This is a genomic window from Myxococcota bacterium (assembly GCA_035498015.1).
Lineage (GTDB): Bacteria > Myxococcota_A > UBA9160 > SZUA-336 > SZUA-336 > VGRW01.
Window position 1 is genome coordinate 1 of record DATKAO010000079.1, and the last position, 24955, is coordinate 24955.

The following is a 24955-nucleotide window of genomic DNA, read 5'->3' on the forward strand; positions in this document are numbered from 1 at the left end:
GCGCGGGGCCGCGTCGCCGATGCGCTCGATCTCGAACGCGGGCAGCGCCGCCAGCGCGCGCCCCTGCGGGTGCGCGGCCCACTCCTCCGGGCTGCGCATCATCGCCGCCACCGCGCCGGCGCCCGCCGCGGCGGTCTCGAAATCCTCGCCCTTCCAGCCCGCGAGCTTCTCCTGGACCGACTCGCGCGTGTCACTCGCGCCGAGCAGACTCACCACCGCGCGCCGGTGGTGCGGGAAGTTCGTGTGCAGGCGCACGAAGCGGCCGTCGCCCGTGCGGTACACGCCGGCGATCGGGTCCCACATGGGCGGGGTGTCGATGCTCGTGACCCGCAGGTAGCGCTCGCTGCGGAACTCGATCGCCGCGGCGCGCATGTCGACGGCGACGCGCTGCGCGCGGCCCGTGCGCAGCCGCCAGATCTCGGCGGCGGCCAGCCCGGCCGCGGCGATCGTCGCCTGTGCGAACGCGCCGACGCGGAAGGTCGACGGCAATACGGGATCGTCGCCCGCGAGTGACACGCGTGGGAGCGCCGCGGGATCGCCGCCGCCCAGCCGCCAGATCTCGTGCAGCGCGTCCGCCGCCGTGCTCATGCGCCGACCTTCGCGCCCTCGTCGGCGGCAGTCAATCTTGATCGTCCGATCAACCCGGCAAGAAACCGTCGAGCACCTCGGGAATGTGCTCTTCGATCAGCGACAAGAACCTCGCAACGATGCGACGGTAGCGCTCTTCGAGCGATTCGCTCCCCTTCGGCTCGAGACCGAGACTTCTGACGCCTCGAGCCAGCAGCAGCTCGAGCACGCGGAAGCGGAAGCGGCGGCCCCGCGCGTCGACCATCCAACCTTCAGGGACTTCGCCGTTCTCGAGTCGTGCGACAAACAGCTCGATGTCACCCTCGCGATAGTCGTAGCTCACCTCGACAGCGATCTCTCTCTTCTTCAGCATGATCCGCACCTGAGAGATGCGTCGATCTACGATGGAGGTCGGCTCTCCGAATTCGTGACGCTCCGCAAATTCGGTGAGTGGCGCTCCCGCCTGCGCGATGAACACGTCGATGAGGGCCTGGTCATCCCGCATCTAGCGCGCGAGAAACGCCTTCACGACCTCCAGGAACTTCTCGAGCTGGTCGTGGTGCACCCAGTGACCCGCCTTCTCCACGTTCACCACCTCGGCATTCTGGAAGAAGCCGGCGCGGCCGTCCTTCGTGGGATCGCTGGCCCAGCTCTCCGTGCCGCGCACGAGCAGCGTGGGACAGGTGATGCGCCGCCAGAGCGACTGCGCCTCCTCCGAGTTGAACGCGTAGGGCGAGAAGGCGCGCACGTAGTTGTCGAACTTCCAGGAGTAGGTGCCGTCTTCGTTCTGGTTCACGCCGTGCACGGTCAGGTGTCTGGCGCGCTCGGGCGAGAGGTGCGGGTTCTCTTCCTGCATGCGCGCGTAGGCCTCCTCGATCGAGGCGTAGCGGCGCGGCGAGCGGCCCGCGAGCTGGCGCATCTGGCCGATCCACTCGCGCATGCGCTCGTGGATGCCCAGCTTCGAGCGCTCGGCGATCATCGCGGGCGGCGGCCCCAGGCCCTCGATCGCCACCAGCTTCTTCACGCGGTCGGGATAGATGCCCGTGTACGACAGCGAGACCGACCCGCCCAGCGAGTGACCGATGATGGTCAGCGGCGCCAGGTTCTTCTGGTGGATGAGCTGCGCGACGTCGTACACGTAGTCGATCATCCCGTAGTTGGCGCCGGTGACCCACTGTGAGTCGCCATGTCCGCGCAGGTCGGGCGCCAGCACGTGCCAGTCGCGCCGCAGCTCCTCCGCCACCCAGTCCCAGTTGCGGCAGTGGTCGCGCCCGCCGTGCACGAGCAGGAGCGGCGGCGCGGCCTCGTTGCCCCAATCCACGTAGTGCAGCCGCAGCCGGTGCGAGAAATAGTGCTGCGAAGCGGGGCCCTGCAGTTCGTGCGTCATGCCCCGATCATGCCAGATGTTGTAGCTTCCGATCGTGCCGAGGATGGGAACCAACATTCCGGGTCGACTCTCCAGGGCCGAGCTCGAAGAAGCGATCCACGCGGGCGAGATCGAGACGGTCGTGACCGTCGTTCCTGACCTGTACGGCCGGCTCGTCGGCAAACGCATCACGGGTCGCTTCTTTCTCGCCGAGACCGCCGAGCACGGCATGCACGTCTGCGACTATCTCTTCGCGTGCGACATGGAGATGGACCCGACGCCCGGCTACGCGTTCACGTCGTGGGACAAGGGCTACGGCGACGTGCTGTGCAAGGTGGACTGGAACACCCTGCGGCGCGCGACCTGGCTCGAGAAGAGCGCGCTCGTGCTGTGCGACGTGTTCGACGAGGACAGCGGAGAGCTCGTGTCGGTCGCGCCGCGCAACGTGCTGCGCCGCCAGATGGAGCGCGCGCACGAGCTGGGCTTCGTGGCCATGGGCGCCTCCGAGCTCGAGTTCTTCGCCTTCAAGGAGACCTTCGAGAGCGCGCACGACAAGGGCTACGACAAGCTCGACACGTTCGGGAGATACGTCGAGGACTACCACATCCTGCAGGGCACGAAGATCGAGGCGCTGAACGGCGCGATCCGGCACCACCTCGACAACTCGGGCGTGCCGGTCGAGTTCTCGAAGGGTGAGTGGGGCCCGGGCCAGCAGGAGATCAACCTGCGCTACTGCGAGCTCGTGGAGATGGCCGACCGGCACGTGGTCTACAAGAACGCGTGCAAGGAGATCGCGGCCGGTCTCGGCCTGGCGATCACGTTCATGGCCAAGTGGCACGCCGAGATGGCGGGCAACAGCATGCACGTGCATACGAGTCTCTGGGACCGCGCGCTCTCGGCGAACCAGTTCGCGGGCGACGACCCGCTGCCCGGGAGTCAGCTGCGCGCAGCGCCGCTGTTCCGGCACTGGCTCGCGGGTCTCTTGGCGCACGCGCGCGAGATCGCGCTCTTTCTCGCGCCCACCGTGAACAGCTACAAGCGCTTCGTCGAGGGCACGTTCGCGCCCACCGCGATCGGCTGGTCGGTCGACAACCGCACCGCCGGCTTCCGCATCGTGGGTCAGGGCAAGAGCCTGCGCAGCGAGTGCCGCATTCCAGGCGCCGACGCGAACCCGTATCTCGCGTTCGCGGCGCTGCTCGCGGCCGGGCTCGAGGGCATCGAGCGCAAGCTCGAGCCGCCCAAGATGTTCGAGGGCAACCTGTACACCGCGGAAGGCCTGCCGCAGGTGCCGCGCAGCCTGGGCGAGGCGATCGCCGCGGCCGAAGGCTCGACCTTCCTGCGCAAGGCCTTCGGCGACGATGTGGTCGAGCACTATCTCCACTTCGCGCGGGTCGAGAAGCGCAAGTTCGACGCGGCAGTCACGACCTGGGAGCGCGCGCGCTACTTCGAGCGCATCTGACTGGCGAGATGGGCGCGCGCCGGCCGACGATCGGAATCACGACTTACGGACCGGCGGCGCCCAGCGAGGGCGACCTGGCGCTGATCTCGCTGCCCACCGGCTACGTGAACGCGGTGGTGGCCGCGGGCGGCACGCCGGTGCTGCTCGCCGCGAGCGCGCTGCCGGCGCGCGAGCTGCTCGAGATCCTCGATGGCCTGGTCGTAGCGGGCGGCGGAGACATCGCGCCCGACGTCTACGGCGGCCGCGGGCACGAGACCATCTACATGGTGAATCCCGCGCGTGACTCGTTCGAGCTCGAGCTGGTGCGCGCCGCGCTCGAGCGCCCGCCGTTCCCGGTGCTCGGCATCTGCCGCGGCATGCAGATCATGAACATCGCCCTGGGCGGCGACCTCACGCCGCACGTGCCCGACGAGTTCGGCGAGGCCGTGGCGCACCGGCTGCCGCCGCGGGTGCCTACGACCCATCCAGTGCGCATCGAGCGCGCGGGCGCGTTCGGCGAGATCTTCCGCGAGTCGGAGCTCCCGGTGTGCTCCTGGCACCACCAGGCCGTGCGCACGCTCGGCAAGGGCCTGCGGCCCATGGCATACGCGCCCGACGGCGTGATCGAGGCCGTGTCACTCGAGGGTCACCCGTTCGCGCTCGGCGTGCAGTGGCACCCCGAGATGCAGGCCGCGGAGGACCCCCGGCAGGCCCGCGTCTTCGAGGCGCTGGTCGAGCGGGCACGAGGGCGGTGACCACCGAAGGCACGGTGATCACCGTCCTGCGCGGCGCGGTCGAGGTCGTCGAGGGCGACCGCCTGCAGCGCCTGCGGCTGTCGGGCGCGAATGCCCACCGCGAGCTCGCGCTCGCGGTCGGGGATCAGGTCACGTTCGATCCCGCGAAGGGCGTGCTGGTCGACGTGCTGCCGCGCCGCACGCAGCTCGCGCGCCTGCGCTCGTTCGGCCGGCCGAAGCCGCAGGTGATCGCGGCCAACGTGGACCGGCTGGCGATCGTGACTTCGGTCGCGAGCCCGCCCTTCCGCTCGGGTGCCGTCGATCGCTTTCTGCTCGCGGCCCACGCGGGCGGGCTGGAGGCGCTGTTGGTGGTGAACAAGCTCGACCTCCTGGGCGAGCACGCCGAGCCCGGCGAGGACGTGCGCGCCTACGAAGGCATCGTGCCGCTCTACGCGGTGTCGGCCGCACGGGCCACGGGCCTCGACGGCCTGCGCGCCGCGCTGGCCGCGGGAGTCACCGTGTTCGCGGGTCACTCGGGGGTCGGAAAGAGCTCGCTCTTGAACGCGCTGGAGCCGGAGCTCCGGCTTGAGACCGGCGAGATCAGCGCCAAGTGGGACCGCGGCCGGCACACGACTTCGCGCGCCGCGTACCTGCGGCTCGCCAACGGCGCCGTGGTGATCGACACGCCCGGCGTGCGCGAGATCGGCACGGGCCCGATCGACCCCGACTCACTCGGCGTGGTGTATCCCGACATCGCGCTGCTCTCGGCGGGCTGCCGCTTCCGCGACTGCCGCCACCGCGCCGAGCCCGACTGCGCGGTGCGCCGCGCGGTCGAGGAGAAGCGGCTCCGCCCGGCGCGGCTCGCGAGCTACCACCGGCTGCTGGAGGAGTCTGAGCATCGGTAGCTCATGAGTCACCGATCGGTGCCGCCCGCCGAGACACTCCAGGTCGACCACAGCGCGCGCCGGTCGTTGCGGGCATCCGCTTCGGCCAGGCGGAAGCTGCGCTCCAGGTGGCTCGGGCCGCCGTCCTCGGAGTAGGTCGCCCAGCCGAGCAGCACGTACACCACGTTCAGGTTCGCGCCCGAGCGATCGACCAGATAGGCCAGAGCGCGCCCGTTCGCGTCGAGCGGCAGCTCGCCGGGTGTCTCGGGTACCACGTACACCGCGCGCTGGCGCAGCAGCTCGCGGAGCGCGCGCACGGCTTCGGAGTAGCCCGCCTGGCCGGGGCGCGGCGCAGCCACGTTCCGCAGCCTCACCGCGAGCTCGCGCCGGCCGCACTGTAGGTCGGCGGACTCGCCGTCGACCACGCGCACGGCCAGGCACGGGCCGATGCGAGTTTGATTCGACTGTGCGTGGGCCGCGCGTGACGGGAAGGTGAAGGAGGCGAGCGCAGCCACCGCCACCAGGAGCATCCGAAAGTTTCGCTGGGTCATGCAGGGCCGTAGAGCAAGCCGGGTGCCGGGCGGGGCGCCCGCTGCGCGCGTCCCGCAGCCCGCCAGCGCAGCGTTCGCAGGCAGTGACGCGCGTTCGCTGCGGCTAGCCCCCTGCGGCCGCGCGCAGCCGCTCGGGAGTCAGCGGCAGGTCGCGCACGCGCAAGCCCGTGGCGTCGAAGACCGCGTTGGCGATCGCGGCGGCGGTGGGACCCTGTGACGCCTCGCCCGCGCCCAGCCACGGCTGGCCGGGCCGGTCGACGAGCACGGTCTCGATCTCGGGCACCTCGTCGAAGCGCAGGATCGGATAGCTGTCCCAGTCGACGCTCGTGACTCGCTCGCGGTCGAAGCGTACCTCTTCGTGGAGCGCCCAGCTCGCGGCCTGCACGAAGCCGCCCTCGAGCTGGTTGCTGAGTCCGTCGGGGTCGACGACCTGGCCGGCGTCCGCGGCGATCACCGCGCGCTCGAGCCGGATCTCGGCCGTCTGGTCGTCGACCCAGAGCTCGACCCCCACGGCGCACCAGCTCTTCTGATTCTTGTAGCGCGCGAACGCGAGCCCGCGGCCGCGCCCGCCGCGCGATGGCCGCGCGGCCGCACGCCAGCCGAGCCGCTCGGCGGCGGCGCGAATCACGTCGCGCGCGCGCGGGTCGTCGAGGTGGCGCAGGCGGAACTCCACCGGATCGACGCGCGCGGCGAGCGCGACCTCGTCGACGAACGACTCGAGCGCGAACACGTTCGCGTAGGCGCCGAGCGCGCGCAGCGCCGAGGTCCGGAATGGAGCGCCCGGCAGGAAGTGTTTCACCACGCGCCGCTGCGCGAACGAGTACAAAGGGTCCGCGTTGCGGTGGATGCCCGCGTGGTGCGCGAGCGCGGGGCGCGGCACGGGCGGAGTCATCGGAGGCTCGCGGTGCCAGGCCGCGATCAGCCCCGAGGTGCGCTCGCTGTACGGGATCGCGCGGTTCATGTGCGTGTGACTGCGCGTCTCGTGACTCCAGTCCACGACCAGGCCCAGGTCGTCGAGGCTCGCCTCCAGGTCGACCACCATCGCCGAGCCGTACGGCTCCCAGGCGTGCTCGTCCTCGCGGCTCCACTGCAGGTGGACGGGCGTGCCCGGCAGCGCGCGCGCCACCAGCGCCGCGTCGAATGCCGCGTCGTCGGCGCCGTTGTGGCCGTAGCAGCCCGGTCCCTCGACGTGAACGAGCCGCAGCTTCTCGGCCGGAAGCCGGAGCGCCTGCGCGATGGCCAGGCGCAGGATCGAAACCCCCTGCGTGTGAGTCCAGATGGTGAGTGACCCGTCGACCTCGTGCGCCAGCGCCGCCGATGGCCCGATCGAAGCGTGCATCGTGAACGGGCGGGTGTAGCTCGCGCGCAGCGTGGTGGCGGCGCCAGCGGGCCGGGCGTGCGCGGCGAGCGGCTCGTCGACCGCGCTGCCCTCGATCACCGGGAAGCTCTTGGCCTCCGCGGCGCGCATGCCCTCATAGAGCGCCGACTGGACGGGAAGCTGCATCCCGCCCGACCAGCGGGCCGCGCGGCGCAGACGCTCGGCGGCGGCGATGGCCTGGACCGAGCTGCGGGCCGCGACCGCCACGAAGCTGCCGTCGCGCAGCACGCGCAGCACGCCCGGCATGCGAGTCACGTCCGAGTCGTCGAGCGACTCGAGCCGAGCGCCCGGCCGCGGCGGCCGCACCACGCGCGCGTGCACCATGCCCGGCAGCCGCAGGTCCTGCACGAACACCGCGGCGCCCGTGACCAGTGACTCGAGGTCGATGCGCGGCCCGCGCCGGCCCAGCAGCCGGTAGCGGCCCGGGTCCTTGGGCCGCGCCGCGCCGCTCACCTTGCGCTCGAAGCGGCGGCCGCCGAACAGCTCGAAGTAGTTGGTCTCGGCGTCGAGCCCGGGGGCGGTCACGCGCCCGTCGTCGACCTCGAGCCCGAGCGCCGGCACGCCGAGCCGCGCCGAGGCGAGCTCGAGCAGGTGCGCGCGCGCCTCGGCCGCGGCCAGCCGGAGCGCCGTGCCGCTCTCCTCGAGCGAGTTGCTGCCCACGGTGTAGAGCTCGTTCGGGCCGTCGGCCGTGTCGGCCATGCGCATGCGGATGCGCGCGAGAGACACGTCGAGCTCCTCGGCCGCGATGCGCGCGAGCGCGGTCTTGATGCCCTGACCCAGCTCGACCTTGCCCGTGTACACGGTGACCGTGCCGTCGGTCTGGATGCGCAGCCAGGTGTCGAGGTCGGAATTGCGCTGCAGGCTGGGCGGGATCACCGCGCCTGCTCCGCGATCGCCCGGCGCACCGCGCGCAGCATGCGCGGATGCGTGCCGCAGCGGCACAGGTGCTTCGACAGCGCGGCGCGCACCTGCGAGTCACTCGGTGCGGGCGTCTCCGAGAGCAGGGCCCGGGCCGCGATCACGATGCCCGGCACGCAGTAGCCGCACTGCGCCGCCTGCTCGGTCACGAACGCGCGCTGCAGCGGGTCGAGCGCGCCGCCGGCAGCCAGCCCTTCGATCGTGGTGATCTCCTTGCCCGCGAACGAATCCAGGGGCGCCGTGCACGACAGCACCTTGCGCCCGTCGCACAGCACCGCGCACGCGCCGCACTGCTCCAGCCCGCAGCCGTACTTCGCGCCGGTGAGTCCCAGAGACTCGCGCAGCACCCACAACAGCGGCGTCGAGGGGTCGACGCCTTCCAGGTCTCGCAGCTGGCCGTTCACGCGCAGGCGCATGGCGCCAGCTTACGCTCTCTCCTCGCGCACGAACAGCATGCCGACCAGTCCGACCACCAGGAAGATGAGGATCGACGCGAAGCCGATGCGCTGACTCGAGAACGCCTCGGTGAACCAGCGCACGGTGAACGAGCCGATCCACGCCACCGACGTGCCCGAGAGTGAGTAGATGCCGAAGAACTCGGTCATCATCTCGGGCGGCGCGATGCGCGCCAGCATGGTGCGCGAGTTGGCGTAGGCCGCCGTGATGAACACCGCGATCAGGGTCACCACGCCGATATACAGGAGCTCCGGCACGGTCGCGAAGAACGGCAGACTCCAGATCTTGGGCGCCGCACGGTCCCAGGGCACGAAGAAGAACAGCTCGTCGGGAGTCATCGACACGGCCAGGATCAGCCCGAGCGAGGTGCCGCCGATCGAGATCAGGATCGCGCGCTTGCTGCCGAAGGTGTCGTCGAGCCAGCCGCCGATCAAGCCCCCCACCACGGCGAAGATCGACAGCACGATGCCGAACACGGTCATGGTGAGTGAGTCCCAGCCGAACACGCCCGAAGCGTACACTCCGCCGAACACCAGCACCGCGGTCTTGCCGTCGTTGTAGATCATGCGCGCCACGAGATACGTGGCCACGTTCCGGTAGCGGCGCAGCTCCTGGATCGTGTGCCAGAGCTGGCGGAAGCCGGCCTGGACCGCGGCCAGCGGGCCGAGTGACCCGCGCGCTCGGTCGGGCGTGAACAGGAACAGCGGCACACCGAACAAGAGCAGCCAGACCGCGGCGATCGGGCCGGTGATCCGGTCCTGCTGGAACGCGGCCGTGTCGAGCCCGAACAGCGCCTGCTTGGGCACGATCGACCAGTCCACGTGACCCGGCAGCGAGAACGCCCAGAGCATGAACACCAGGATCAAGAGCGACGACGCGTTTCCGGCGGCGAGCCCCAGCCCCGAGAGGAAGCCCACGCGCGCGTGCGGCGCGATCGAAGGCAGCATCGCGTTGTGAAACACGGCCGAGTATTCGAACGCGGCCGAGTTCGCGATCAACATGAACGCGATCCAGCCGATCGAGAGACCCGCCCCGCCGGGCAGCGCGTACCACAGAAACCAGCTGGTCGGCGCCATCACGCACACGAAGAAGGCGATCCACGGCTTGCGGCGCCCGCCCGAGTCGGCGATCGCGCCCAGGATCGGCGCGAAGATCGCGGTCGCAATCCCGCTCCAGCCGTTGATCGCGCCCCAGACCACCTGGCCCTTCACCGGGTCACCCACCACGTGGTTGGTGAAGTACGGTGCGAACAGGTAGATCGTGACCAGGATGACGTAGGGATTGCGCGCCCACTCGAACAGCGCCCAGCTCCACTGTCCGAGCGTCGACGCAGCGGGGACTCCGGTCACGGCCAGGGGCCGAGCCGACTCCGTCGCGCTGGCGCTCAAGTCACTCCCTTCCTGGCGCCTGCGAGGCGCGCGTGCGGGGGAGCACGGCGAGCGCCGCCAGCGAGCATACTCCGCCGAGCGCGTAGAGGCGCGTGTAACCGGCCCCGTGCGCCACGAAGCCCAGGCCGAGACTGCCGCACGAGAAGCCCACGTTGAAGGCGCCGTTGAACAGCGCCGTGACCTTGGCGCGCACGTCGGCCGAGGCGTTCTCGAGCGCGAAGGCGTTCAGCGCCGGGTAGAAGAGTCCGTGCGCGGCCCCGAAGGCCATGCCGGTGACCACCAGCCCGAGCGACGCGAGCTGCGTCATGGCGAACGCGGCCGCCGCGTAGATGCAGAGCGAGACTCCTGTGACTCGCACGCGCCCCGCGCGGTCGGCCACGGCCCCGAGCGGGCCGCGCACCAGCATGGCCGTGATCGAGTAGGCCACGAAGAAATCCGACACGCGCTCGATCCCGAGCGACAGCGCGAACGGCTGGTGGAAGGTGAAGGCGGCCGCGAACGTGACTCCCGCGAGCGCGCTGGTCGCGAGCACGCGCGGGAAGCCGGGCCGCAGAAGCGTCTCGAGGATGCCCGGAGCCGGCGCAGCGTGTTCGTGGCGCAGCGGGCGGTGCTCGCGCACGAAGGCGAGCAGCACGAGCGGAACGAGTGACAGAGCGGCGGTGGCGGCGAACACCGCGCTCCAGCCGGCGCGTCCCGCCAGCCACTCGGCCGCCGCCGGCGCGGCGGCGTTCGTGATCACGAAGCCGGAGCCGTAGTAGCCCAGCACCTGTCCCAGCTTCTCGGGCGGCGACAGGTCGGCCGCGAGCGTCTGCGTGGCGACGAAGAAGAACGTGAACGCGACGCCGTGCGCGATGCGCAGCGCCAGCAAGAGCGGCCCCAGTCGGTCGACCGCGAGAAAGCCCAGACACGCGGCCAGCAGCACCGCCGCTCCGAGATAGGCGAACGGCCGCCGGCCCGCGCGGTCGATCCACAGGCCCGCGAACGGCACGACCGCCACGTTCGTGAACCACATGGCCGACATGTAGGTGCCGATCTGCGCCGGATCGGCGTGTAGCTCGAGCTCGAGATACTTCGGCAGCAGGAAGTACGCCGAGTGCGCGAAGCCGAAGCTGATCACGGCGGTCATCAGCACGCCGAGCTGCGGAGGAATGCGCGCGGGCAGGGAGGCAGGCAGGGGGGTGATCGGTTCCGCGGCCAAGGGACGAGGGGGTATATCGACTCGCGCGGCGTTTGGCGAGCGGACCGCATACCATGGCGCCGATGGACCTCGAGCTCTCGGGCCTGCGCATCTGGGACGGAGTGAGTGATGCGCTGCGCCCGGGAAGCTTGTTCGTCACCGCCGGCCGGCTGGCCGAGCGCGGCGCGGCGGAGCGCGAGCGCATCGACCTCGCGGGCGCGGTGGCGCTGCCGGGGCTGTGCGATGCGCACGTGCACCTGGCGCTCGACCCCGAGCGCCGCGAGGCTGCGCAGGACGGCAGCTCGGACTCGGTCGAGGCGATGGCGGTCCGCGCGCGTGCCATGGCGGCCGCGGGAATCACCACCGCGCGCGACCTCGGCGGCCCCGACTTCGGCGCGCTCGCGCTGCGCGACCGGATCGCGCGCGCTGAAGTGATCGGCCCGCGGCTCCTGTGCGCGGGCCAGCCGCTGACTTCGCCCCAGGGTCACTGCTGGTACTGGGGCGGCGAGGCGAACGGTGCCGACGAGCTGCGCGCGGTGGTGCGGCGCCAGGTCGAGGCGGGCGCGGACTGGATCAAGGTCATGGCGACGGGCGGCGTGCTCACCAAGGGCACGACCCCGGCGATGTCTCAGTTCGAGCAGGCCGAGCTCGACGCCGCGGTCGCGGAGGCGCGCGCGCACGGCCGGCACACCGCCGCGCACTGTCACGGCACCGAGGGCATCCTGCGCGCCGCGCGCGCCGGCGTGCGCACGATCGAGCACTGCTCGTTCGCGAGTGAGTCGGGCTTCGGCGCCGCGCCCGATCCCGAGGTGATCGCCGAGGTCGCGCGCGCCGGGGCCTGGGTCTCGCCCACGGTGAACACCGGCTTCGGTCGCTTCTTCGACGAACGCGGCGAGCCGTCGAAGTTCGCCACCCGGATGGGCGAGGTCTACGCGGGGCTGCGCCGCGCCGGTGCGCGCTTCGTGGCCTCGACCGATGCGGGCATTCCCAACGTGGCACATCACCGGCTGCCCGAGGCCCTGCCGATCTTCGCGCGCCTGGCGCGGCTCACTCCGCTCGAGACCCTGCGCAGCGCGACCTCCGAGGCGGCGCGCGCGCTCGACCTCGAGCGCGAGACCGGTCGACTCACTCCCGGCCTCGCCGCCGACCTGCTGGTGGTCGATGGCAACCCGCTCGAGGACCTGGGCGCGTTGCTGCGCCCGCTACTCGTGCTGGCGCGCGGCAGGATCGCGTATCGCGCCTGACGCCCCGGGTGTATGCTTGCGCAGTGAGTCGCAGCGCGCGCCAGGACCACGCCTCGGCGGCACCGCGGGCCGAGCTGCGGCCCTTCGTCAGGCACTACGGCGGCACGAGCCGCTCCGACTTCGCGCCCCGCGAGCACGCCGCCACGCCGTCGCGTCACGTGACACTGATCGTGAGCTTCGGTCCGCCGATCGATATCGCGGCCATGCCGCACGGGCTGCAGCGCCCGGGGCGCTTCCAGTCCTTCGCCGCGGGCCTGCACACGGCGCCCGCGCGCGTCCGCGACGATGGCACGACCCGGGTGCTGCACGCGTTCCTGACGCCGCTCGGCGCCCGTACACTGCTCGGTGTACCCGCCGAAGCGCTCGCCCAGCGCGTGGTGGCGCTCTCCGACCTGCTCGGTCCCCGGGCGCGCGAGCTCGAGGAGCGCCTGGCCGACGCGCCCGACTGGCCGGGCCGCTTCGCGGCGCTCGACGACGTGCTCGCGCGCAAGCTCGAGCCCGTCGAGCCCCCGCGCGAGGTCGCCTGGGCCTGGCGCCGGCTGCTCGCTGCGAAGGGCGCCCTTGCCATCGACGGGCTCGCGCGCGAGCTCGGCTGGAGCCGCCGCCACCTGACCGAGCGCTTCCGCCGCGAGGTCGGGCTCGCGCCCAAGCTCGCCGCGCGCGTCGTGCGCTGGGAGCACGCCTGCGCGCTGCTCGCGCGACCCGGGCGCCGGCCCAGCCTGGCCGCGGTCGCCGCAGACTGCGGCTACGCCGACCAGAGTCATCTGACCCGCGAGTGGGTCGCGCTCGGCGGCATGAGCCCGCGCGCTTGGCTCGCCGAGGAGCTGCCATTTCTTCAAGACTACGAGCTGGACGAGCTCCTATCCTACGAGTCATGAAGTTCGCCGGCGTCCACCTGTACGTGCGCGATCTCGCCCGGTCCCTGGCGTTCTACCGGCTGCTCGGTCTCTCGCTTCCCGAGCCCGAGCCAGGAGGCGTGTTCGCGAGCACCGCGGTCGGCAAGGACGTGCACCTCGCCTTCGGCACGTTCGAGCTCACGCGCGGCTACGATCCCGGCTTCCGCGAGCCGCGCGGCGGCCCGACGAACAGCCTGCAGTTCGACGTCGAGAGCCGCGCCGACGTCGACCGCATCCACGCGCGACTCATCTCCGCCGGCTACGCGAGTCACCTGGCCCCGCACGACGCGTTCTGGGGCTCGCGCTACGCCGAGGTCGAGGACCCGGACGGGAACACCGTGGGCTTCCAGAGTCCGGTGGACGAAGCCAGGCGCTCGCGCCCGCCCGGCGTCTAGGCCGCCCGGTCGCGCCCCGGTGCGCGCGCCAGCCACGGCGCCAGCGCCAGCGCCGCCGCGCTGGTCGCGGCGAAGCCGAGCAGCACCGACGAGAGGGGGCCCCTTCCGAGCGCGGCCGAGGCGAAGTACACGACCACGCCGTACGTGCCGCGCTGCACGAGTGACTCGAAGCTCAGCAAGGTGGCGCGCCGCTCCGAGCTCGCGATGCGGCGGTTCAGGAGCTCGACCAGCAGCACCGGAGCCAGGCCGAGCGCGAAGCCGTGAGTCATGAGAAGGAGCGCCGCCGGCACGCCGTGCGCGAGCGGCAGCAGCAGATACATGGCAGTGACCGAGCCCGAGCAGACCAGCAGCAACGAGCGCTCGCCGATCCGCTCGCGCCAGGCGTGCGCCCGCCAGGCGCTGAGCGCCGCCAGCACCCCGGTCACGGCCGTCAGCGCTCCGAAGCTGCGCAGCGGCAAGCCGGCGGCTTCCAGAACCGGGTTCCAGACCAGCGCGTTCGCCGCGCGCAGCCCGAGGAACACGAGCGCGCTGAAGGCCAGGACCGCGGCGATGCCCGGCGTTCGCGCCACGTCGCGCAGCGTGTCGCTCACGTGCGCACGCAGCTGCCTTCGCGAGCGCACCGGCGCCTCGCGCAAAGCCAGCGCGGCGGCGACACCCCCAAGGTTGATCAGGCCCGTGACCGCGTAGGTCGCGGACGGATCGCCGTCCGCCGTGACCAGCAGCCCGGAGAGCGGCAAGGCCAGCGCGGCGCCCGCCAGACCCACCGACTCCATGGCCCCGCGTGCGCGCGTGAACTCGTGCGCGCGCCCGTCGGCGGCGAATGAGTCATACACCAGCGCCGAGTCCGCGCCACTCTGCAGCGCCGTGCCGCAGGCCGCGCACAGCTCGGCGAGCGCATAGACCGCGAAGCCACGCCCGAACGCGTAGAGCGCGCAGCAGAGCGCGTTCGCGAGGGCGCCCAGCGCCAGGGTCACCCGCCGGCCGACGCGGTCCGCGACTACGCCGAACGGCACGTCGATCGCCATCACGCCGAAGTAGTAGATCGACTTCAACAGGCCGAAGTCCGAAGCCGGCAGCCCGCGCACCGCGGTCGTGAAGTGGAACATGTACGGCCAGAAGAGCGGCGTGCGCTGAGTGACCTGGTAGACCAACATCCAGCGGAAGCTGCGCTGACTCGCCGTGCGCCCCGACACGGCCGGGTTGGTTACCGGAGCGCGAAGAACCAGTCCAGCGCTTCGGGCAGGAAGTCGGGCGAGGGCCAGTGCTTGCCGCCCTGATCGACGCGCCATTCGACCGAGTAGCCGGCGCGCTCGAGGTTCGCGCGCATGGGCAGCGCCACGTGCTCGAACGGGAAGATCGGGTCGTGGGTGCCGTACTCGAGCAGCAGCTCGGGCTTGCGCGCGGCGTCGGGGTCGAAGCCGGGCTCGAGCGCGATGAAGCCCGCCGCCCAGGCCATGAGCGCGCGGAACAAGAGCGGGTTCGAGAGACCGACCGAGAGCGCGTAGCTCGCGCCGTCGGAGTAGCCGAGCAGCGCCTGGCGCGCCGGGTCGATCGGGTAGCGGCGGTAGATCAGATCGTAGGCGTACTCGAGAAAGTCGAGGTCGGGGCGCTCGGAGCTCGCGATCAGATCCCAGGTCGGCAGGAGCGAGCGCGGCACCAGGAAGAACGCCTGGCGGCGGTCCGGCTCGTCGCGCACCGCCTTGGCGAGCATCTCGTCCTGGCGGCCGGCGCCGTGCAGCACGGTCACCAGCGGGTATTGGCGGGCCGGGTCGATCTCACTGGGCGTGAGCAGCAGCGCGCGCTGCGGCCCCTGCTCGAGCCACACGTGACCCGTGGGCACGGGCTCGTCGCGCGGCTCGGGCGTCTTGTGGGTGACTCGCAGGACGAGTGAGTCGCCGGGCATCAGGTCTGGCCGCCGTGCACGGGCAGCACCGCGCCGGTGGTGTAGCTCGAGGCATCGGAGGCGAAGTACAGCGCCGTGCCGATGATCTCGTTCGGCCGGCCCGCGCGCCGCAGGGCGATCGTCTGCTGCGCCTGCTTCTCGAAGGACTTCATGTCCCAGGCCTTCGAGATGTCGGTCAGGAACGGCCCGGCCATGATGCAGTTCACGCGCACCTTGGGCCCGAACGCCGCCGCGAAGCCCACCGTGAGCGCGTTCAGCCCGGCCTTCGCGGCCGCGTAGGGCAGCACGTTGGGCGTGGGGTGGATCGCGGCCACGCTCGACACGTTGATGATCGAGCCGCCCGCGCCTTCGGCCATGCGCGTGCCCACCAGCGCAGTGAGTCGGAACGGGCCCTTCAGGTTCAGGTCGACGACCTTGTCCCACATGCTCTCGGACACGTTCGCGACCCGGTCGTAGAGCAGCGACATGCCGGCGTTGTTCACCAGCACGTCGATCCGGCCCACCGCCGCGTAGGCGCGCTCGGCCAGTGACTCGACCTCGCCCCACTTGCCCATGTGCGCGGCGAGCGGCACGGCGCGCCGGCCGGTCTCGCGCTCGACCTCCTTGGCGGTGGCCTCGCACGCGTCGAGCTTGCGGCTGGCGATCACCACGTCGGCGCCCGCGCGCGCGAAGGCGAGCACCATCTCGCGCCCCAGCCCGCGGCTGCCACCGGTCACGAGGGCGATCTTTCCGGACAGGTCGAACAGCTGCTCGATCTCGCTCACGTCGTTTCTCCCGAAGGCGCTCAGAATACCCCAAGCGGCGTGCCGTCTTCCCGGCGCGAGGACCCCCGCCGGAGCCACTCCTCGAGCGCGCGCAGGAACGGCTCGCGCGCGTGTCTCTCGCGCCACGGGTCGTGGCCGCAGCGCGGGAAGCCGAGATACGAGAGGTCCGCGACGTGGCGGGCGAGCAGGTCGCGGATCATCGGGCCGGGGTGCGGGTCGTCGTCGCCGTGCAGCATGCGCACCGGCGCGCGGATCGCCGAGAACGCGGCGGGCTCGACGCCTTCGGCCTGCAGGCGCAGCACGTCGGGCCAGGTCTCGGCCTCGCCGCCCGAGTCGACCCACAGCGGCTCGTCGCCGGGCTCCCTCGGCAGGAGATCGACGCCGTACACGGCGCTGAACAGCTGGCCGGCGCGCCACGAGAGCGCGTCACGCGCCGTGCGGTCGCGCGCGCTGGCGAGCCCGCCCTGCAGCTCGGCGAGCTCCGCGCGCTGCGCGGCGGTCATGCGCGACTGGCTGCGCCGCGCGTAGACGGCGCGCGTCGCCGCGTCGTACGTGCCACAGCCCACGAGACAGAGCGAGGTCACGAGCCCCGGGTGCGCCGCTGCGAACGAGAGACCGAGCATGGCGCCCCACGAGTGACCCACCACGTGCATGGGCCCGGGCAGCACCTCGGCCAGGTCGGCGACGTGGCGCGCGACCGTGAGCGCCGTCTCGCCGCTCCGGCGCTGCAGCGGCTCGAGCACCTGGAAGCGCGGCGCGAGCGCGCGCGCCAGATCGGCCAGGTCACCTGCCGCACCGGGTCCGCCGTGCAGGAGCGCGACCTGCGGTCCGTCGCTGCCCCAGCGGCGCACGGCGATCGGGCCCAAGTCAGAGCTCGCCCAGGTCCCCGATCATGCACTTCACCGAGCCGCCGCCCTTCTTGTGGAACTCGGATACGTCGGCCTCGATCACGCGCGTGCCGGTGGCGCGCACGGCCGCCGCCAGCTCCGCCGAGACCCCGCGCGGCATGACCAGGAGCGGCTCGCCCGCGCGCTCGAGCGCGAACGAGTTCGCGGCGTAGATCGCGGCGTCGGCGTCGCCGATCTCGACCAGGCGGGCGCCGAAGCGCCGGCGCAGCTCGGCCAGTGACTCGGCACGGACCGCCGGCGGGTACACGAGCAGGTGTCGGCGGCCCGGCCCGAACGAACACAGGCAGGTGTCGCCGTGGTAGTAGCGCTCGTCGACCAGCTCCACCCGGAGCACGGGCCGGCCCAGCGGCCGCACGGCCTCGATCTCGGCCAGCGCCTCGGGCTGACTGCGGAAGCCGTACACGCGCTTCCACGGCGGCCAGCCGAGGCGGGGCACGAAGCGCTGGCGGCGGATCCGGCCGTGGGTGAACAGGAACGCGTCGCCGGCGGGAAACAGGTCGGCCTCGCCCTCGAAGCGCGCGCGGATCTCGGCGGCGGGCAGGCCGCGGCGAGTCACGGCGGCGCGGTAGGCGGGCTTCTCTCCGGCGCGCGTGGGAGTCAGATTCGACAGCACGAACACGTCTCCGTCGCGAAAGCCCGCATTGGCAGGATACACCAGCCCCGGGTGCGCTGGATCGGGCGGAATCACTTCGACCTCGAGCCCCAGCGCGAGCAGCTGCTCGCGCATGGCGCCCCACTGCCGGATCGCGAGCGCGCGGTCGACCGCTTTGCGCCGGCCGTACTTGTCGCGGGTGTGCGGGTTGGCGCCGCCGACCACGGCGAAGTGCGCCGGGTCGCCCATCAGCACGACGTGACTCACGGGCTCGGGAAGCCCGGGTATTTCGCGGGCGCGCCGGGCTCCGCGAGCTCGAGGTTCGCCTGCGCGTAGGTCGTGTAGAGCGTCGAGGCCACGCCGGCCGGCCGATCGTTGCCGCTGTGCTTGATGCCGCCGAAGGGCAGCTTCGACGACGCGCCCACGCTCGGCGCGTTCCAGTTGAGGCAGCCCACGCGCACCGTGCGCGCGGCGCGCTCGTAGGTCGCGCGCGAGCGCGTGAACACGGCGGCGACCAGCCCGTAGTCGCTGGCGTCGAGCTCGGCCAGCCCCGCCTCGACCGAGTCGACCGGCACGAGGAACGCGTCGGGCACGAAGTGCTCCTCCCGCTGGTAGCGGCTGTCGCGGCGCGTGGCGCGCAGCCGGTGCAGGCTCGGCCGCACGTAGTGACCGGGCCGCGGACCGTCGACCGGCCCGCCGGGCGCGAGCAGCTCGGCCCCGTCGCTGCGCGCCCAGTCGAGCAGCTGCGCGTGGCGCTGGCGCGCCGCGGCGTTGATCACGGGTCCCATGAACGCGCCCGGGTCACTCGAGTGACCGATCGCGATGCCGCGGAACAGCCGCACCAGCCGCTCGGCGAGTGAGTCGGCGACGGCCCGCTCGGCGAAGATGCGGCTGGTCGAGCTGCAGCGCTGACCCGAGGTCACGCACGCGCCGAAGACGATCGCGCTCGCGGCCGCGTCGAGGTCGGCGTCGGCGCACACCAGCACTCCGTTCTTGCCGCCCAGCTCGAGCGCCAGGAGCTTCCACGGCTGGTCGGCCGTGGCCTGCGCGATGCGCCGGCCCGCGGCGTACGAGCCGGTGAACAGCACGCCGTCGAGCGCCGGATGCGCGGCGATGCGCGCGCCGATCGAGGCGTCGCCCTGCACCACCTGGAGCACGCCGGGCGGAAACGCGGCGCGGTGCGCGAGCTCGGCGTAGAGCTGCGCGACCGCAGGCGTCTTCTCGGACGGCTTCAGCACCACGCAGTTCCCGGTCGCGAGCGCCGGCACCACGTGACCGTGCATCAAGTGACCCGGAAAGTTGAACGGGCCCAGCACGCCGAACACGCCGCGCGCCACCGCGCGCCAGCGCCCGACCTGTCCGGCGCCGAGCTCGAGGCTGCGCTCGGCCACGAGCTCGAGGCCCTGAGTCAGCGTGATGTCGAACTTCGCGAGCATGGCCGCGACCTCGGTGCGCGCCTCCCACAAGGGCTTGCCCACCTCGGCGGCGATCACCCGCGCGAAGCGCTCCTGCTCGGCGGCCAGCGCCGCGCAGAAGCGGCCCAGCGCGGCGGCGCGCGCGGCGGGCTCGGCGTCGCGCCAGGCGGGCCAGGCCCGGCGCGCTGACGCGACCGCGCGCTCGACCGATTCGGCGGCGAACGGGAACGCGCCCAGTGACTCGCGCGTGTCTCCCGGGTCCCGCGACTCGAGCTCGCCGTCGGGCTGCGCGGGCGGCGCGAGCCGGCCGTCGACCAGGTCGCCCAGGACCTCGAACGGAGCGTGCTCAGCCACCGCTCGCCCCTCGGGCGGAGCGCGGCAGCGGAGTCAGCGTGACCTCCTCACCGGTGGCGAGCTGCAGGCGCTCGCGCGCCTCCTTGCCGATGCGCACCTCGGCACCGGTGCGCAGCGCGGGCGCCGCCACGGCGCGGAACGCGCCGTGCTCCTCGGTGGCGATGATCGCCGGGGCGGCACCTTCGGGCGGCGCGCCTTCCGCCAGCACGCCGCGCGCCGTCTCGCGCAGCGGAGTGATTCGCGCGGTCTCGGCGCTCACGAACGGCCCGCCGTCGAACGGGTCGATCTCGTCGATCCACGCCAGCCCGGCCGCCTCGAGCAGCCGCAGCGCGGGCACGGTCTCCTCGTGCACCTGGCCGAGCTGCGCCGCGACCTCGGCGTCGAGCAGCGAGGCGTAGAACGGCGTGTCGGGAAACAGGTCCAGGATGAAGCTCTTGTCGCCGGCGCTGCGGTGGTCGGCCTCGTTGTAACTCATACCGGTGAAGCGCTTGCCGAACGCGTCCCAGAAGGCGCTGCGGCCGTGCGTGTCGATCGCCGCGCGCATCTCGGCCAGGATGCGCGGCTCGAAGCTCGAGCGGTGGCGCGCGATGTACGCGAAGCGCCCCCACGACAGGAGCTTGCCGGGCCAGCCGGGGCGCCGGCGCGCGTCGGGGTGCAGGATGAGTGACCCGAGCTCGGTCGGGCCGTCGCGCGACGCGCCGAGCTGGAGCGTGGTGTGCGTGACGCGCACGCCGGTGCTCGGCGAGTGGCGCGTCTCCTCGCCCACCCGCAGATACAGGTGGGGCATGTCGGGCGTGCCGTGCTTCGACAGCACCGCGCACGTGCCCACGACCCGCTCGCCCTCGTCGACCAGCGCGAACTGGTACTCGCGCTCGGCGTGGGGCGGGCCGGGCGCGCGGAAGGCGCGCTCCGAGCGCTCCAGCCGCCGGCGCACGAACGCTTCGTCGTGGGGCAGGTTCGGGCTGTCGAGATAGCGCGCCAGCTCGAGGATGGCGGCCAGGTCGTCGACGCGTGCCGCGCGCAACAGGAAGGTCATGCCGGCCCCCGGCCCGCGAGCCGCGCGAGCGCCGCACGGTAGAGCGACACCGCCTGGTGTAGCTGCGCCAGGCTCGTGTGCTCGTTGGGCTTGTGCACGTTGCCGATCGAGCGCCCCGGCCCCAGCACCACGGCCTCCAGGCCGGCCGCGGCGAGCAGGCCCGCTTCGGTGCAGGTGGCCTTGGTCTCGACTCGCGGAGCGAGTCCCGCGGCCCGCTGCGCGGCTTGGAGCTCGCGCACCAGCGGCGCGTCGGCCGCGGTGGCGAGCGCCGGGTTCGCACGCACCGCGCGCAGCTCGGCGGCGCGCGCGAGCGGCGCGACCAGCGCGGCCGCGTCGTCGCCCGGGATCGGCCGCACGTCGCAGCCGAACAGCGCGCAGTCGCCGTCGAGCGCCACGCGCCCCAGGCTCGCCACGCTGTGCGCCGGGGAGAAACGCGAGTCACTGCGCCGGGCGGCGCCGGCCTGCAGCTCGCGCCAGGCCGTGAGGAAGCGCAGGAGCGGCGCGGCGCTCCACACCGGTCCGGCCGCGCGCGCGCCCGAGGAGTCACGGACGGCGAGCTCGATCTCGCAGCGGTCCGGCACCACGTTCAGCGCGCCGCCGCCCGCCAGCGCCCCGATCCCCGGCGCTTGGGTCCGCTCCAAGAGCTCCAGCGCGCCGAGCACCGCGTTCTTTCCCAAGGCCGGGTCGCTCGAGTGCGCGGCCGCGCCGCGCACCTCTTCACGAGCCGACCACAGCCGCGCGCCGTCCAGCCGCTCCAGCCGGACGCGCGCCTCGTAGACCGCGTAGCCCTTGTGCGCGTGCACCACGGCCAGCTGCGACGGCTCGCCCACCAGCGCGCGCGTCGAGCCCTTGGTGAGCCCCGTCTCCACCAGCCAGCGCGCGCCCAGCATGCCGATCTCTTCGCCGAACGTGCCCACCAGCCGCACCGGCCGCACGAGTGACTCGCGCTCGGCCGCCAGCGCCACGGCCTTGCACACGAAGTCGACCTTGGCGTCGGCCGAGCCCAGGCCGTACAGCCGGTCGCCCTCGCGCGTGGGCCGGAACGGGTCGCCGCCGGTCGCGGTCCACGCCGCCGCGTCGCCCGGCGGCACCGTGTCGAGGTGAGTCACGAGCAGCACGCCGTCCTCGCCCGCCGCGCCCGCGTCGCACAGCACGGCGAAGTGCGTCGCGCCGCCGGCATGCGCGCTCTCGACCTCGCCGTCGAGCCCGAGCTCCGCGAGCAGCTCGCTGGCCGCGTCGGCGATCGCCGCGTTGCCGAGCCGCGACTCGGACGGGGTCGCGATGAACCGCTCCGCCCAAGCGACTAGGTCGGCCATCCCGACCCTGCCATCGACGTGCCTAGGGGCTCGCTTGAGCCGTGCGTGCGCAGCACGGACACAGCGCGCGGAGTGATTCGAACGTGTAGATGCCCGAGTCGTGACCGTCGCTCCAGGCGAAGGCCAGCGCGTAGCGGCCGACCCCCGAAATGCGCAGCGGGCGCACGTCGGCGGGCACCGAGTCGGCGCGCAGCAGCGGCCGGCCGGTGTGCTCGTCGATGCAGTGCGCGCAGCGACACGCGAGGCGCAGGAGGCGCACGGGGTAGAGACTCTCGTGGCCGTCCTTCCACACGATGCGCAGCGTGTCGGGCCCGGCCTGCGAGATCGCGGTGGGGGCGAGGTCCATGCCGGGAAAGCTAACCGACGCGTGAGTTAAGATCCTCGCCCCGACTGGGCACTGGAGGGCGGAATGGCGAAGGAAGGCGTGGCGATCCTGGGCGGCACGGGCGAGCAGGGCCTGGGCCTGGCGTACCGGTTCGCGAAGGCGGGGCGGCCGGTGCGCATCGGCAGCCGCAAGGAGGAGCGGGCGCTCGAGGCGGCCAAGGAGCTCCTCGCCAAGCTGCCCGGCGCCGACGTGTCGGGCCACGAGAACGCAGCCGCGGTGCGCGCGGTCCGGGGCGGGATCGTGATCCTGTCGGTGCCCTTCGAGCACACCGCGGGCACGATCAAGACGGTGAAGGCCGAGCTCGCGCCAGGCACGGTGCTGGTCTCGATGGGCGTGCCGCTCGCCGCCGCGATCGGCGACGTGGCCTCGCGCGTGATCGGCGTGTCGCAGGGCTCGTGCGCCGAGCTGTGCGAGTCACTCGCGCCGGACGGCGTGCCGGTCGTGTCGGCGTTCCAGAACGTGGCGGCGCACCGGCTGCTCGACCTGGATCACTCGGTCGAGTGCGACGTGATCGTCTCGGGCGAGAAGGAGCCGCGCGCGCGCATCATGGCGCTGTGCGACGACATCCCGGGCACGCGCGCGATCGACGGCGGGCCGCTGTACAACGCGCGCTACGTGGAGCAGCTCACCGCGCTCATGATCGGCATCAACATCCGGCTGAAGAAGCCCGAGGGCGTGGGCCTGCGGCTGACCTACGTGTGACTCACATGAGCACGCGCGCCAGGCCCTTCAAAATGTCGACCAGCGGGACCTGGAGCGCGATCAGCGGGATCATCGGCAGCGCGGCCGCCAGGATGATCGGCGCGATGGCTTGCAGGTCGATCGGCACCGGGCGCAGCGCCTTCGCGCGCTCGTAGCCCGTCGTGAGATCGGCGAGCGAGGACGCATCCTCGTTGCCGAGGAGCTCCTCCGCTTCGGCTTTCAGGGTGAGCCACTTGTCGCGGAACGCGGCGTCGTGGCGGCTCGACAGCGCCCCGTACTCGTAGAGCGCCTCGCGCTTCAGCGCGGCCAGCCGCGGGGTGAATGCCAGCAGCGGGCCGAGCGCGAACACCAGCGCCAGCAGCGCGAACGCGCCGATCAGCGGATAGAGTGACTGGAGCGTGGCGCCGCGGTACACCACGTCTTCGGCCAGCACCGAGGCCAGCGACGCCGACCCGACCAGCACCAGGATCGCGAAGCCAGACTGGCCGAGCGCCATGAAGCCGAGCCCGGCCGCGCGGTCCGGGTGGGTCGCGACCAGGCGCAGGTCGAGGCGCGAGATGCGCGCCAGCACCTGCGCCCAGACCAAAAGACGAAAGCCCCAGCGCAGGAAAAGGAACTGGAACAGCGGCACGCTGACCAGCGCGTGCCACCAGCCGGCGACGGTGAGTGACTTCATGCCGTCGACGCCGATCAGCGCCTGCCAGGTGGCGATGCCGCTGCCGAGCTCGCGCCGCGCCGACGACCAGGCCGCGAGTACGGCCAGCGCGAGCACCACGAGCTCCGCGACCGTGGAGTCGACGTGTCTGCGCGCCTTCTGCAGGATCGCCACGAACCCGGGCTCGGTCTCGCGCGGAATCAGCCGCGCCTCCCGGAACTGCAAGAGCACGCGGCGCAGGCGGGCGGGCACCGCGGCGTCGGCCAGCACGAGCAGCACGACCGCGAACAGAAAGCGCGCGTAGGCCGAGAAGTCGCGCAGGAACGGCACGCGCACGGCGTCGCCCATGGCGAGCCCGTCGCGTGCCGAGAGCACGAGCAGCGGCAGCCAGCAGATGCCCGCGAACAACAGCGCCCGCCGCACCAGGAGCTTCGGCTCGGTCGGCGCGAGCCCCGTGCGCAGCCAGATGCGCCAGGCCGGCCCGCCCTGCTCGAGCGCGAGCTGCTCCTCCGCCGGAGTCATCGCCGATAGTCTGGCAGGCCCTCGCGGATCCGGGCGGAAAAGTCGGGCGCAAAGCCGGCCGCCTTCGCCCGCTCGGTCACGTCGCTCTTCGCCTTCAGCTCCTCGAACGGCATGCTCCGGTCGAGCGAGCCGCGCTGGTACATGAGCCCGTCGAGATAGCCGTTCGCGAGCATCTTCCACGAGATCGGCACCTGGCCGCCCGCGTGGATGACCCGATTGCGGATCGTGGTGGTGCAGTTCTGGGTGAGCGCGTTGTACCAGGTCGGGTGCTGGTCGAGCTCGTTCACCTCGGCGAGATAGTCGAGCAGGAGCCGCTTCGCGTTCGGCACCGGCGCGGTCAGCCGGTACAGGTAGGTGTGCTCGCCGCGCACGATGTCGCGCACGCCGATCACGTCGCGCTCGTCGGCCACCACGTAGTAGAGCTCGTACTGGCGGAAGAAGCCGAGCAGGGCCGAGTACGACTCACCTTTCTCCTTGCGCGTCTCGATCGAGATCGCGAGCGGCCGCGAGTCCTCGAACTCCCAGGCCACGATCGTGTGCGCGTACAGCGTCGGGCCCCAGAACGAGATGAACAGGTCGATACCGCGCAGCTTGTCGAGGTCGTAGGTGCGCGTGTCCCAGTGCTCGTCGAAGTCGGTGTCGCTGCGGTAGGTGAAGTCGCGCACGTTCTCGATCGTGACCTTGCTGCCGTCGATGCGCGCGTGCGCGGTCTTGGCGACCTCGGGCAGCCAGTCGCGGTCGTTGCGCGGGGGGATGCGCAGCCACCAGGCCATGACCGCTACACCGATCAGGATCAGCGCGAGCAGCGCGCGGCCGTAGGGCCGCACGAACGCCAGACACGCCAGCGCGGCCACGGCGAAGAACGCGACCAGCGCGCCGGCCACGGAGCGTGCCACCGGCCCGTCGATCCAGAGCGCGGCACCCGCCCAGAGACAGAACAAGAGCACGAAGGGCGTGAGCAGGGCGAGGCCCATTCCACGCGCGAGACTCACTTCGGCAGGCTCGGACCGT

The 24955-nt window shown here is 72.3% G+C and carries 26 protein-coding genes; 7 read left to right on the forward strand and 19 right to left on the reverse strand.

Features of this window, described 5'->3' with window-relative positions; all coding sequences use genetic code 11:
* The 3 genes from VMR86_06140 to VMR86_06150 all read right to left on the reverse strand — a co-directional run.
* Positions 1-588 (reverse strand): CoA transferase (locus VMR86_06140; protein ID HTO06620.1); only part of this gene is annotated, 588 nt, incomplete at its 3' end.
* A 49-nt stretch (positions 589-637) separates the two neighbouring features.
* Positions 638-1072, reverse strand: coding sequence for a hypothetical protein (locus VMR86_06145; protein HTO06621.1), 435 nt, complete (start codon positions 1070-1072; stop codon positions 638-640).
* On the reverse strand, positions 1073-1954 hold the full coding sequence (locus tag VMR86_06150; protein HTO06622.1) for an alpha/beta hydrolase: 882 nt from the start codon (positions 1952-1954) through the stop codon (positions 1073-1075).
* A gap of 43 nt (positions 1955-1997) precedes the next feature.
* On the opposite strand from VMR86_06150, the gene VMR86_06155 reads away from it, so the two are divergent.
* From VMR86_06155 to rsgA, 3 genes are read left to right on the forward strand one after another with little or no spacing between them, the layout of a single operon-like run.
* A complete protein-coding gene (locus tag VMR86_06155; GenBank protein HTO06623.1) occupies positions 1998-3392 on the forward strand; it encodes a glutamine synthetase family protein in 1395 nt (464 codons plus the stop codon).
* An 8-nt stretch (positions 3393-3400) separates the two neighbouring features.
* Positions 3401-4126 carry a gamma-glutamyl-gamma-aminobutyrate hydrolase family protein gene (locus VMR86_06160; GenBank protein HTO06624.1) on the forward strand — a complete coding sequence of 242 codons (726 nt, stop codon included), beginning with the start codon at positions 3401-3403 and terminating at the stop codon, positions 4124-4126.
* Positions 4123-5010, forward strand: a complete 888-nt coding sequence (gene rsgA, locus VMR86_06165) for a ribosome small subunit-dependent GTPase A (GenBank protein HTO06625.1) — start codon at positions 4123-4125, stop codon at positions 5008-5010. Before VMR86_06160 ends, rsgA begins: the two co-directional genes overlap by 4 nt.
* Before the next feature lie 8 nt (positions 5011-5018).
* Here rsgA and VMR86_06170 read toward each other — a convergent pair whose 3' ends face one another.
* The 5 genes from VMR86_06170 to VMR86_06190 form a co-directional block, all read right to left on the reverse strand.
* A complete protein-coding gene (locus tag VMR86_06170) occupies positions 5019-5540 on the reverse strand; it encodes a thermonuclease family protein (protein HTO06626.1) in 522 nt (173 codons plus the stop codon).
* Positions 5541-5643: 103 nt separating this feature from the next.
* Positions 5644-7794, reverse strand: coding sequence for a molybdopterin cofactor-binding domain-containing protein (locus VMR86_06175; protein ID HTO06627.1), 2151 nt, complete (start codon positions 7792-7794; stop codon positions 5644-5646).
* Positions 7791-8252 carry a (2Fe-2S)-binding protein gene (locus tag VMR86_06180; protein HTO06628.1) on the reverse strand — a complete coding sequence of 154 codons (462 nt, stop codon included), beginning with the start codon at positions 8250-8252 and terminating at the stop codon, positions 7791-7793. Before VMR86_06180 ends, VMR86_06175 begins: the two co-directional genes overlap by 4 nt.
* A gap of 9 nt (positions 8253-8261) precedes the next feature.
* Positions 8262-9680: an MFS transporter gene (locus tag VMR86_06185; GenBank protein ID HTO06629.1), complete on the reverse strand. Its 1419-nt coding sequence runs from the start codon at positions 9678-9680 to the stop codon at positions 8262-8264.
* 1 nt (position 9681) lies between these two features.
* Entirely contained in the window at positions 9682-10878 is a 1197-nt protein-coding gene (locus VMR86_06190) for an MFS transporter (protein HTO06630.1), read from the reverse strand.
* Positions 10879-10940: 62 nt separating this feature from the next.
* On the opposite strand from VMR86_06190, the gene VMR86_06195 reads away from it, so the two are divergent.
* From VMR86_06195 to VMR86_06205, 3 genes are read left to right on the forward strand one after another with little or no spacing between them, the layout of a single operon-like run.
* Positions 10941-12101, forward strand: a complete 1161-nt coding sequence (locus VMR86_06195; GenBank protein HTO06631.1) for an amidohydrolase family protein — start codon at positions 10941-10943, stop codon at positions 12099-12101.
* A gap of 23 nt (positions 12102-12124) precedes the next feature.
* A complete protein-coding gene (locus VMR86_06200) occupies positions 12125-12979 on the forward strand; it encodes a helix-turn-helix domain-containing protein (protein HTO06632.1) in 855 nt (284 codons plus the stop codon).
* A complete protein-coding gene (locus tag VMR86_06205; GenBank protein ID HTO06633.1) occupies positions 12976-13392 on the forward strand; it encodes a VOC family protein in 417 nt (138 codons plus the stop codon). The genes VMR86_06200 and VMR86_06205 overlap by 4 nt, the downstream gene beginning before the upstream one ends.
* Here VMR86_06205 and VMR86_06210 read toward each other — a convergent pair.
* The 9 genes from VMR86_06210 to VMR86_06250 are packed head-to-tail and all read right to left on the reverse strand — an operon-like array spanning position 13389 to position 22026.
* Complete coding sequence (locus VMR86_06210) at positions 13389-14585, reverse strand: MFS transporter (protein ID HTO06634.1); 1197 nt, start codon at positions 14583-14585, stop codon at positions 13389-13391. The two genes, VMR86_06205 and VMR86_06210, sit on opposite strands and share 4 nt — an antisense overlap.
* Before the next feature lie 11 nt (positions 14586-14596).
* Positions 14597-15295 (reverse strand): hypothetical protein, encoded by a 699-nt coding sequence (locus VMR86_06215; GenBank protein ID HTO06635.1) that lies wholly within the window; start codon positions 15293-15295, stop codon positions 14597-14599.
* The gene (locus tag VMR86_06220) at positions 15295-16059 is read right to left on the reverse strand and encodes an SDR family oxidoreductase (GenBank protein ID HTO06636.1); all 765 of its coding nucleotides are present in this window, start codon (positions 16057-16059) and stop codon (positions 15295-15297) included. The genes VMR86_06215 and VMR86_06220 overlap by 1 nt, the downstream gene beginning before the upstream one ends.
* Before the next feature lie 20 nt (positions 16060-16079).
* Entirely contained in the window at positions 16080-16925 is an 846-nt protein-coding gene (locus VMR86_06225; protein ID HTO06637.1) for an alpha/beta hydrolase, read from the reverse strand.
* A gap of 1 nt (position 16926) precedes the next feature.
* On the reverse strand, positions 16927-17826 hold the full coding sequence (locus tag VMR86_06230) for an arginine deiminase-related protein (protein HTO06638.1): 900 nt from the start codon (positions 17824-17826) through the stop codon (positions 16927-16929).
* A complete protein-coding gene (locus tag VMR86_06235) occupies positions 17823-19328 on the reverse strand; it encodes an aldehyde dehydrogenase family protein (protein ID HTO06639.1) in 1506 nt (501 codons plus the stop codon). The genes VMR86_06230 and VMR86_06235 overlap by 4 nt, the downstream gene beginning before the upstream one ends.
* Positions 19321-20364 carry an arginine N-succinyltransferase gene (locus VMR86_06240; protein HTO06640.1) on the reverse strand — a complete coding sequence of 348 codons (1044 nt, stop codon included), beginning with the start codon at positions 20362-20364 and terminating at the stop codon, positions 19321-19323. Before VMR86_06240 ends, VMR86_06235 begins: the two co-directional genes overlap by 8 nt.
* On the reverse strand, positions 20361-21680 hold the full coding sequence (locus VMR86_06245; protein HTO06641.1) for a M20/M25/M40 family metallo-hydrolase: 1320 nt from the start codon (positions 21678-21680) through the stop codon (positions 20361-20363). Before VMR86_06245 ends, VMR86_06240 begins: the two co-directional genes overlap by 4 nt.
* Before the next feature lie 22 nt (positions 21681-21702).
* Positions 21703-22026 carry a DUF971 domain-containing protein gene (locus tag VMR86_06250; protein ID HTO06642.1) on the reverse strand — a complete coding sequence of 108 codons (324 nt, stop codon included), beginning with the start codon at positions 22024-22026 and terminating at the stop codon, positions 21703-21705.
* Positions 22027-22089: 63 nt separating this feature from the next.
* Here VMR86_06250 and npdG point away from each other — a divergent pair, with 63 nt between their 5' ends.
* Positions 22090-22767, forward strand: coding sequence for an NADPH-dependent F420 reductase (gene npdG / locus VMR86_06255; GenBank protein HTO06643.1), 678 nt, complete (start codon positions 22090-22092; stop codon positions 22765-22767).
* Between the two features lies 1 nt (position 22768).
* On the opposite strand, the gene VMR86_06260 is transcribed toward npdG, so the two are convergent.
* Positions 22769-23944, reverse strand: a complete 1176-nt coding sequence (locus tag VMR86_06260; GenBank protein HTO06644.1) for a hypothetical protein — start codon at positions 23942-23944, stop codon at positions 22769-22771.
* The gene (locus VMR86_06265) at positions 23941-24936 is read right to left on the reverse strand and encodes a DUF4105 domain-containing protein (GenBank protein HTO06645.1); all 996 of its coding nucleotides are present in this window, start codon (positions 24934-24936) and stop codon (positions 23941-23943) included. The genes VMR86_06260 and VMR86_06265 overlap by 4 nt, the downstream gene beginning before the upstream one ends.
* Positions 24937-24955 lie beyond the last annotated feature (19 nt).

Coding starts and splice junctions, on each gene's coding strand:
- npdG (HTO06643.1), top strand. CDS start 22,090: ATGGCGAAGGAAGGCGTGGCGATCCTGGGCGGCACGGGCGAGCAGGGC.
- VMR86_06160 (HTO06624.1), top strand. CDS start 3,401: ATGGGCGCGCGCCGGCCGACGATCGGAATCACGACTTACGGACCGGCG.
- VMR86_06250 (HTO06642.1), bottom strand. CDS start 22,026: ATGGACCTCGCCCCCACCGCGATCTCGCAGGCCGGGCCCGACACGCTG.
- VMR86_06145 (HTO06621.1), bottom strand. CDS start 1,072: ATGCGGGATGACCAGGCCCTCATCGACGTGTTCATCGCGCAGGCGGGA.
- VMR86_06260 (HTO06644.1), bottom strand. CDS start 23,944: ATGACTCCGGCGGAGGAGCAGCTCGCGCTCGAGCAGGGCGGGCCGGCC.
- VMR86_06150 (HTO06622.1), bottom strand. CDS start 1,954: ATGACGCACGAACTGCAGGGCCCCGCTTCGCAGCACTATTTCTCGCAC.
- VMR86_06215 (HTO06635.1), bottom strand. CDS start 15,295: ATGCCCGGCGACTCACTCGTCCTGCGAGTCACCCACAAGACGCCCGAG.
- VMR86_06155 (HTO06623.1), top strand. CDS start 1,998: ATGGGAACCAACATTCCGGGTCGACTCTCCAGGGCCGAGCTCGAAGAA.
- VMR86_06170 (HTO06626.1), bottom strand. CDS start 5,540: ATGACCCAGCGAAACTTTCGGATGCTCCTGGTGGCGGTGGCTGCGCTC.
- VMR86_06205 (HTO06633.1), top strand. CDS start 12,976: ATGAAGTTCGCCGGCGTCCACCTGTACGTGCGCGATCTCGCCCGGTCC.
- VMR86_06240 (HTO06640.1), bottom strand. CDS start 20,364: ATGACCTTCCTGTTGCGCGCGGCACGCGTCGACGACCTGGCCGCCATC.
- VMR86_06195 (HTO06631.1), top strand. CDS start 10,941: ATGGACCTCGAGCTCTCGGGCCTGCGCATCTGGGACGGAGTGAGTGAT.
- VMR86_06180 (HTO06628.1), bottom strand. CDS start 8,252: ATGCGCCTGCGCGTGAACGGCCAGCTGCGAGACCTGGAAGGCGTCGAC.
- VMR86_06245 (HTO06641.1), bottom strand. CDS start 21,680: ATGGCCGACCTAGTCGCTTGGGCGGAGCGGTTCATCGCGACCCCGTCC.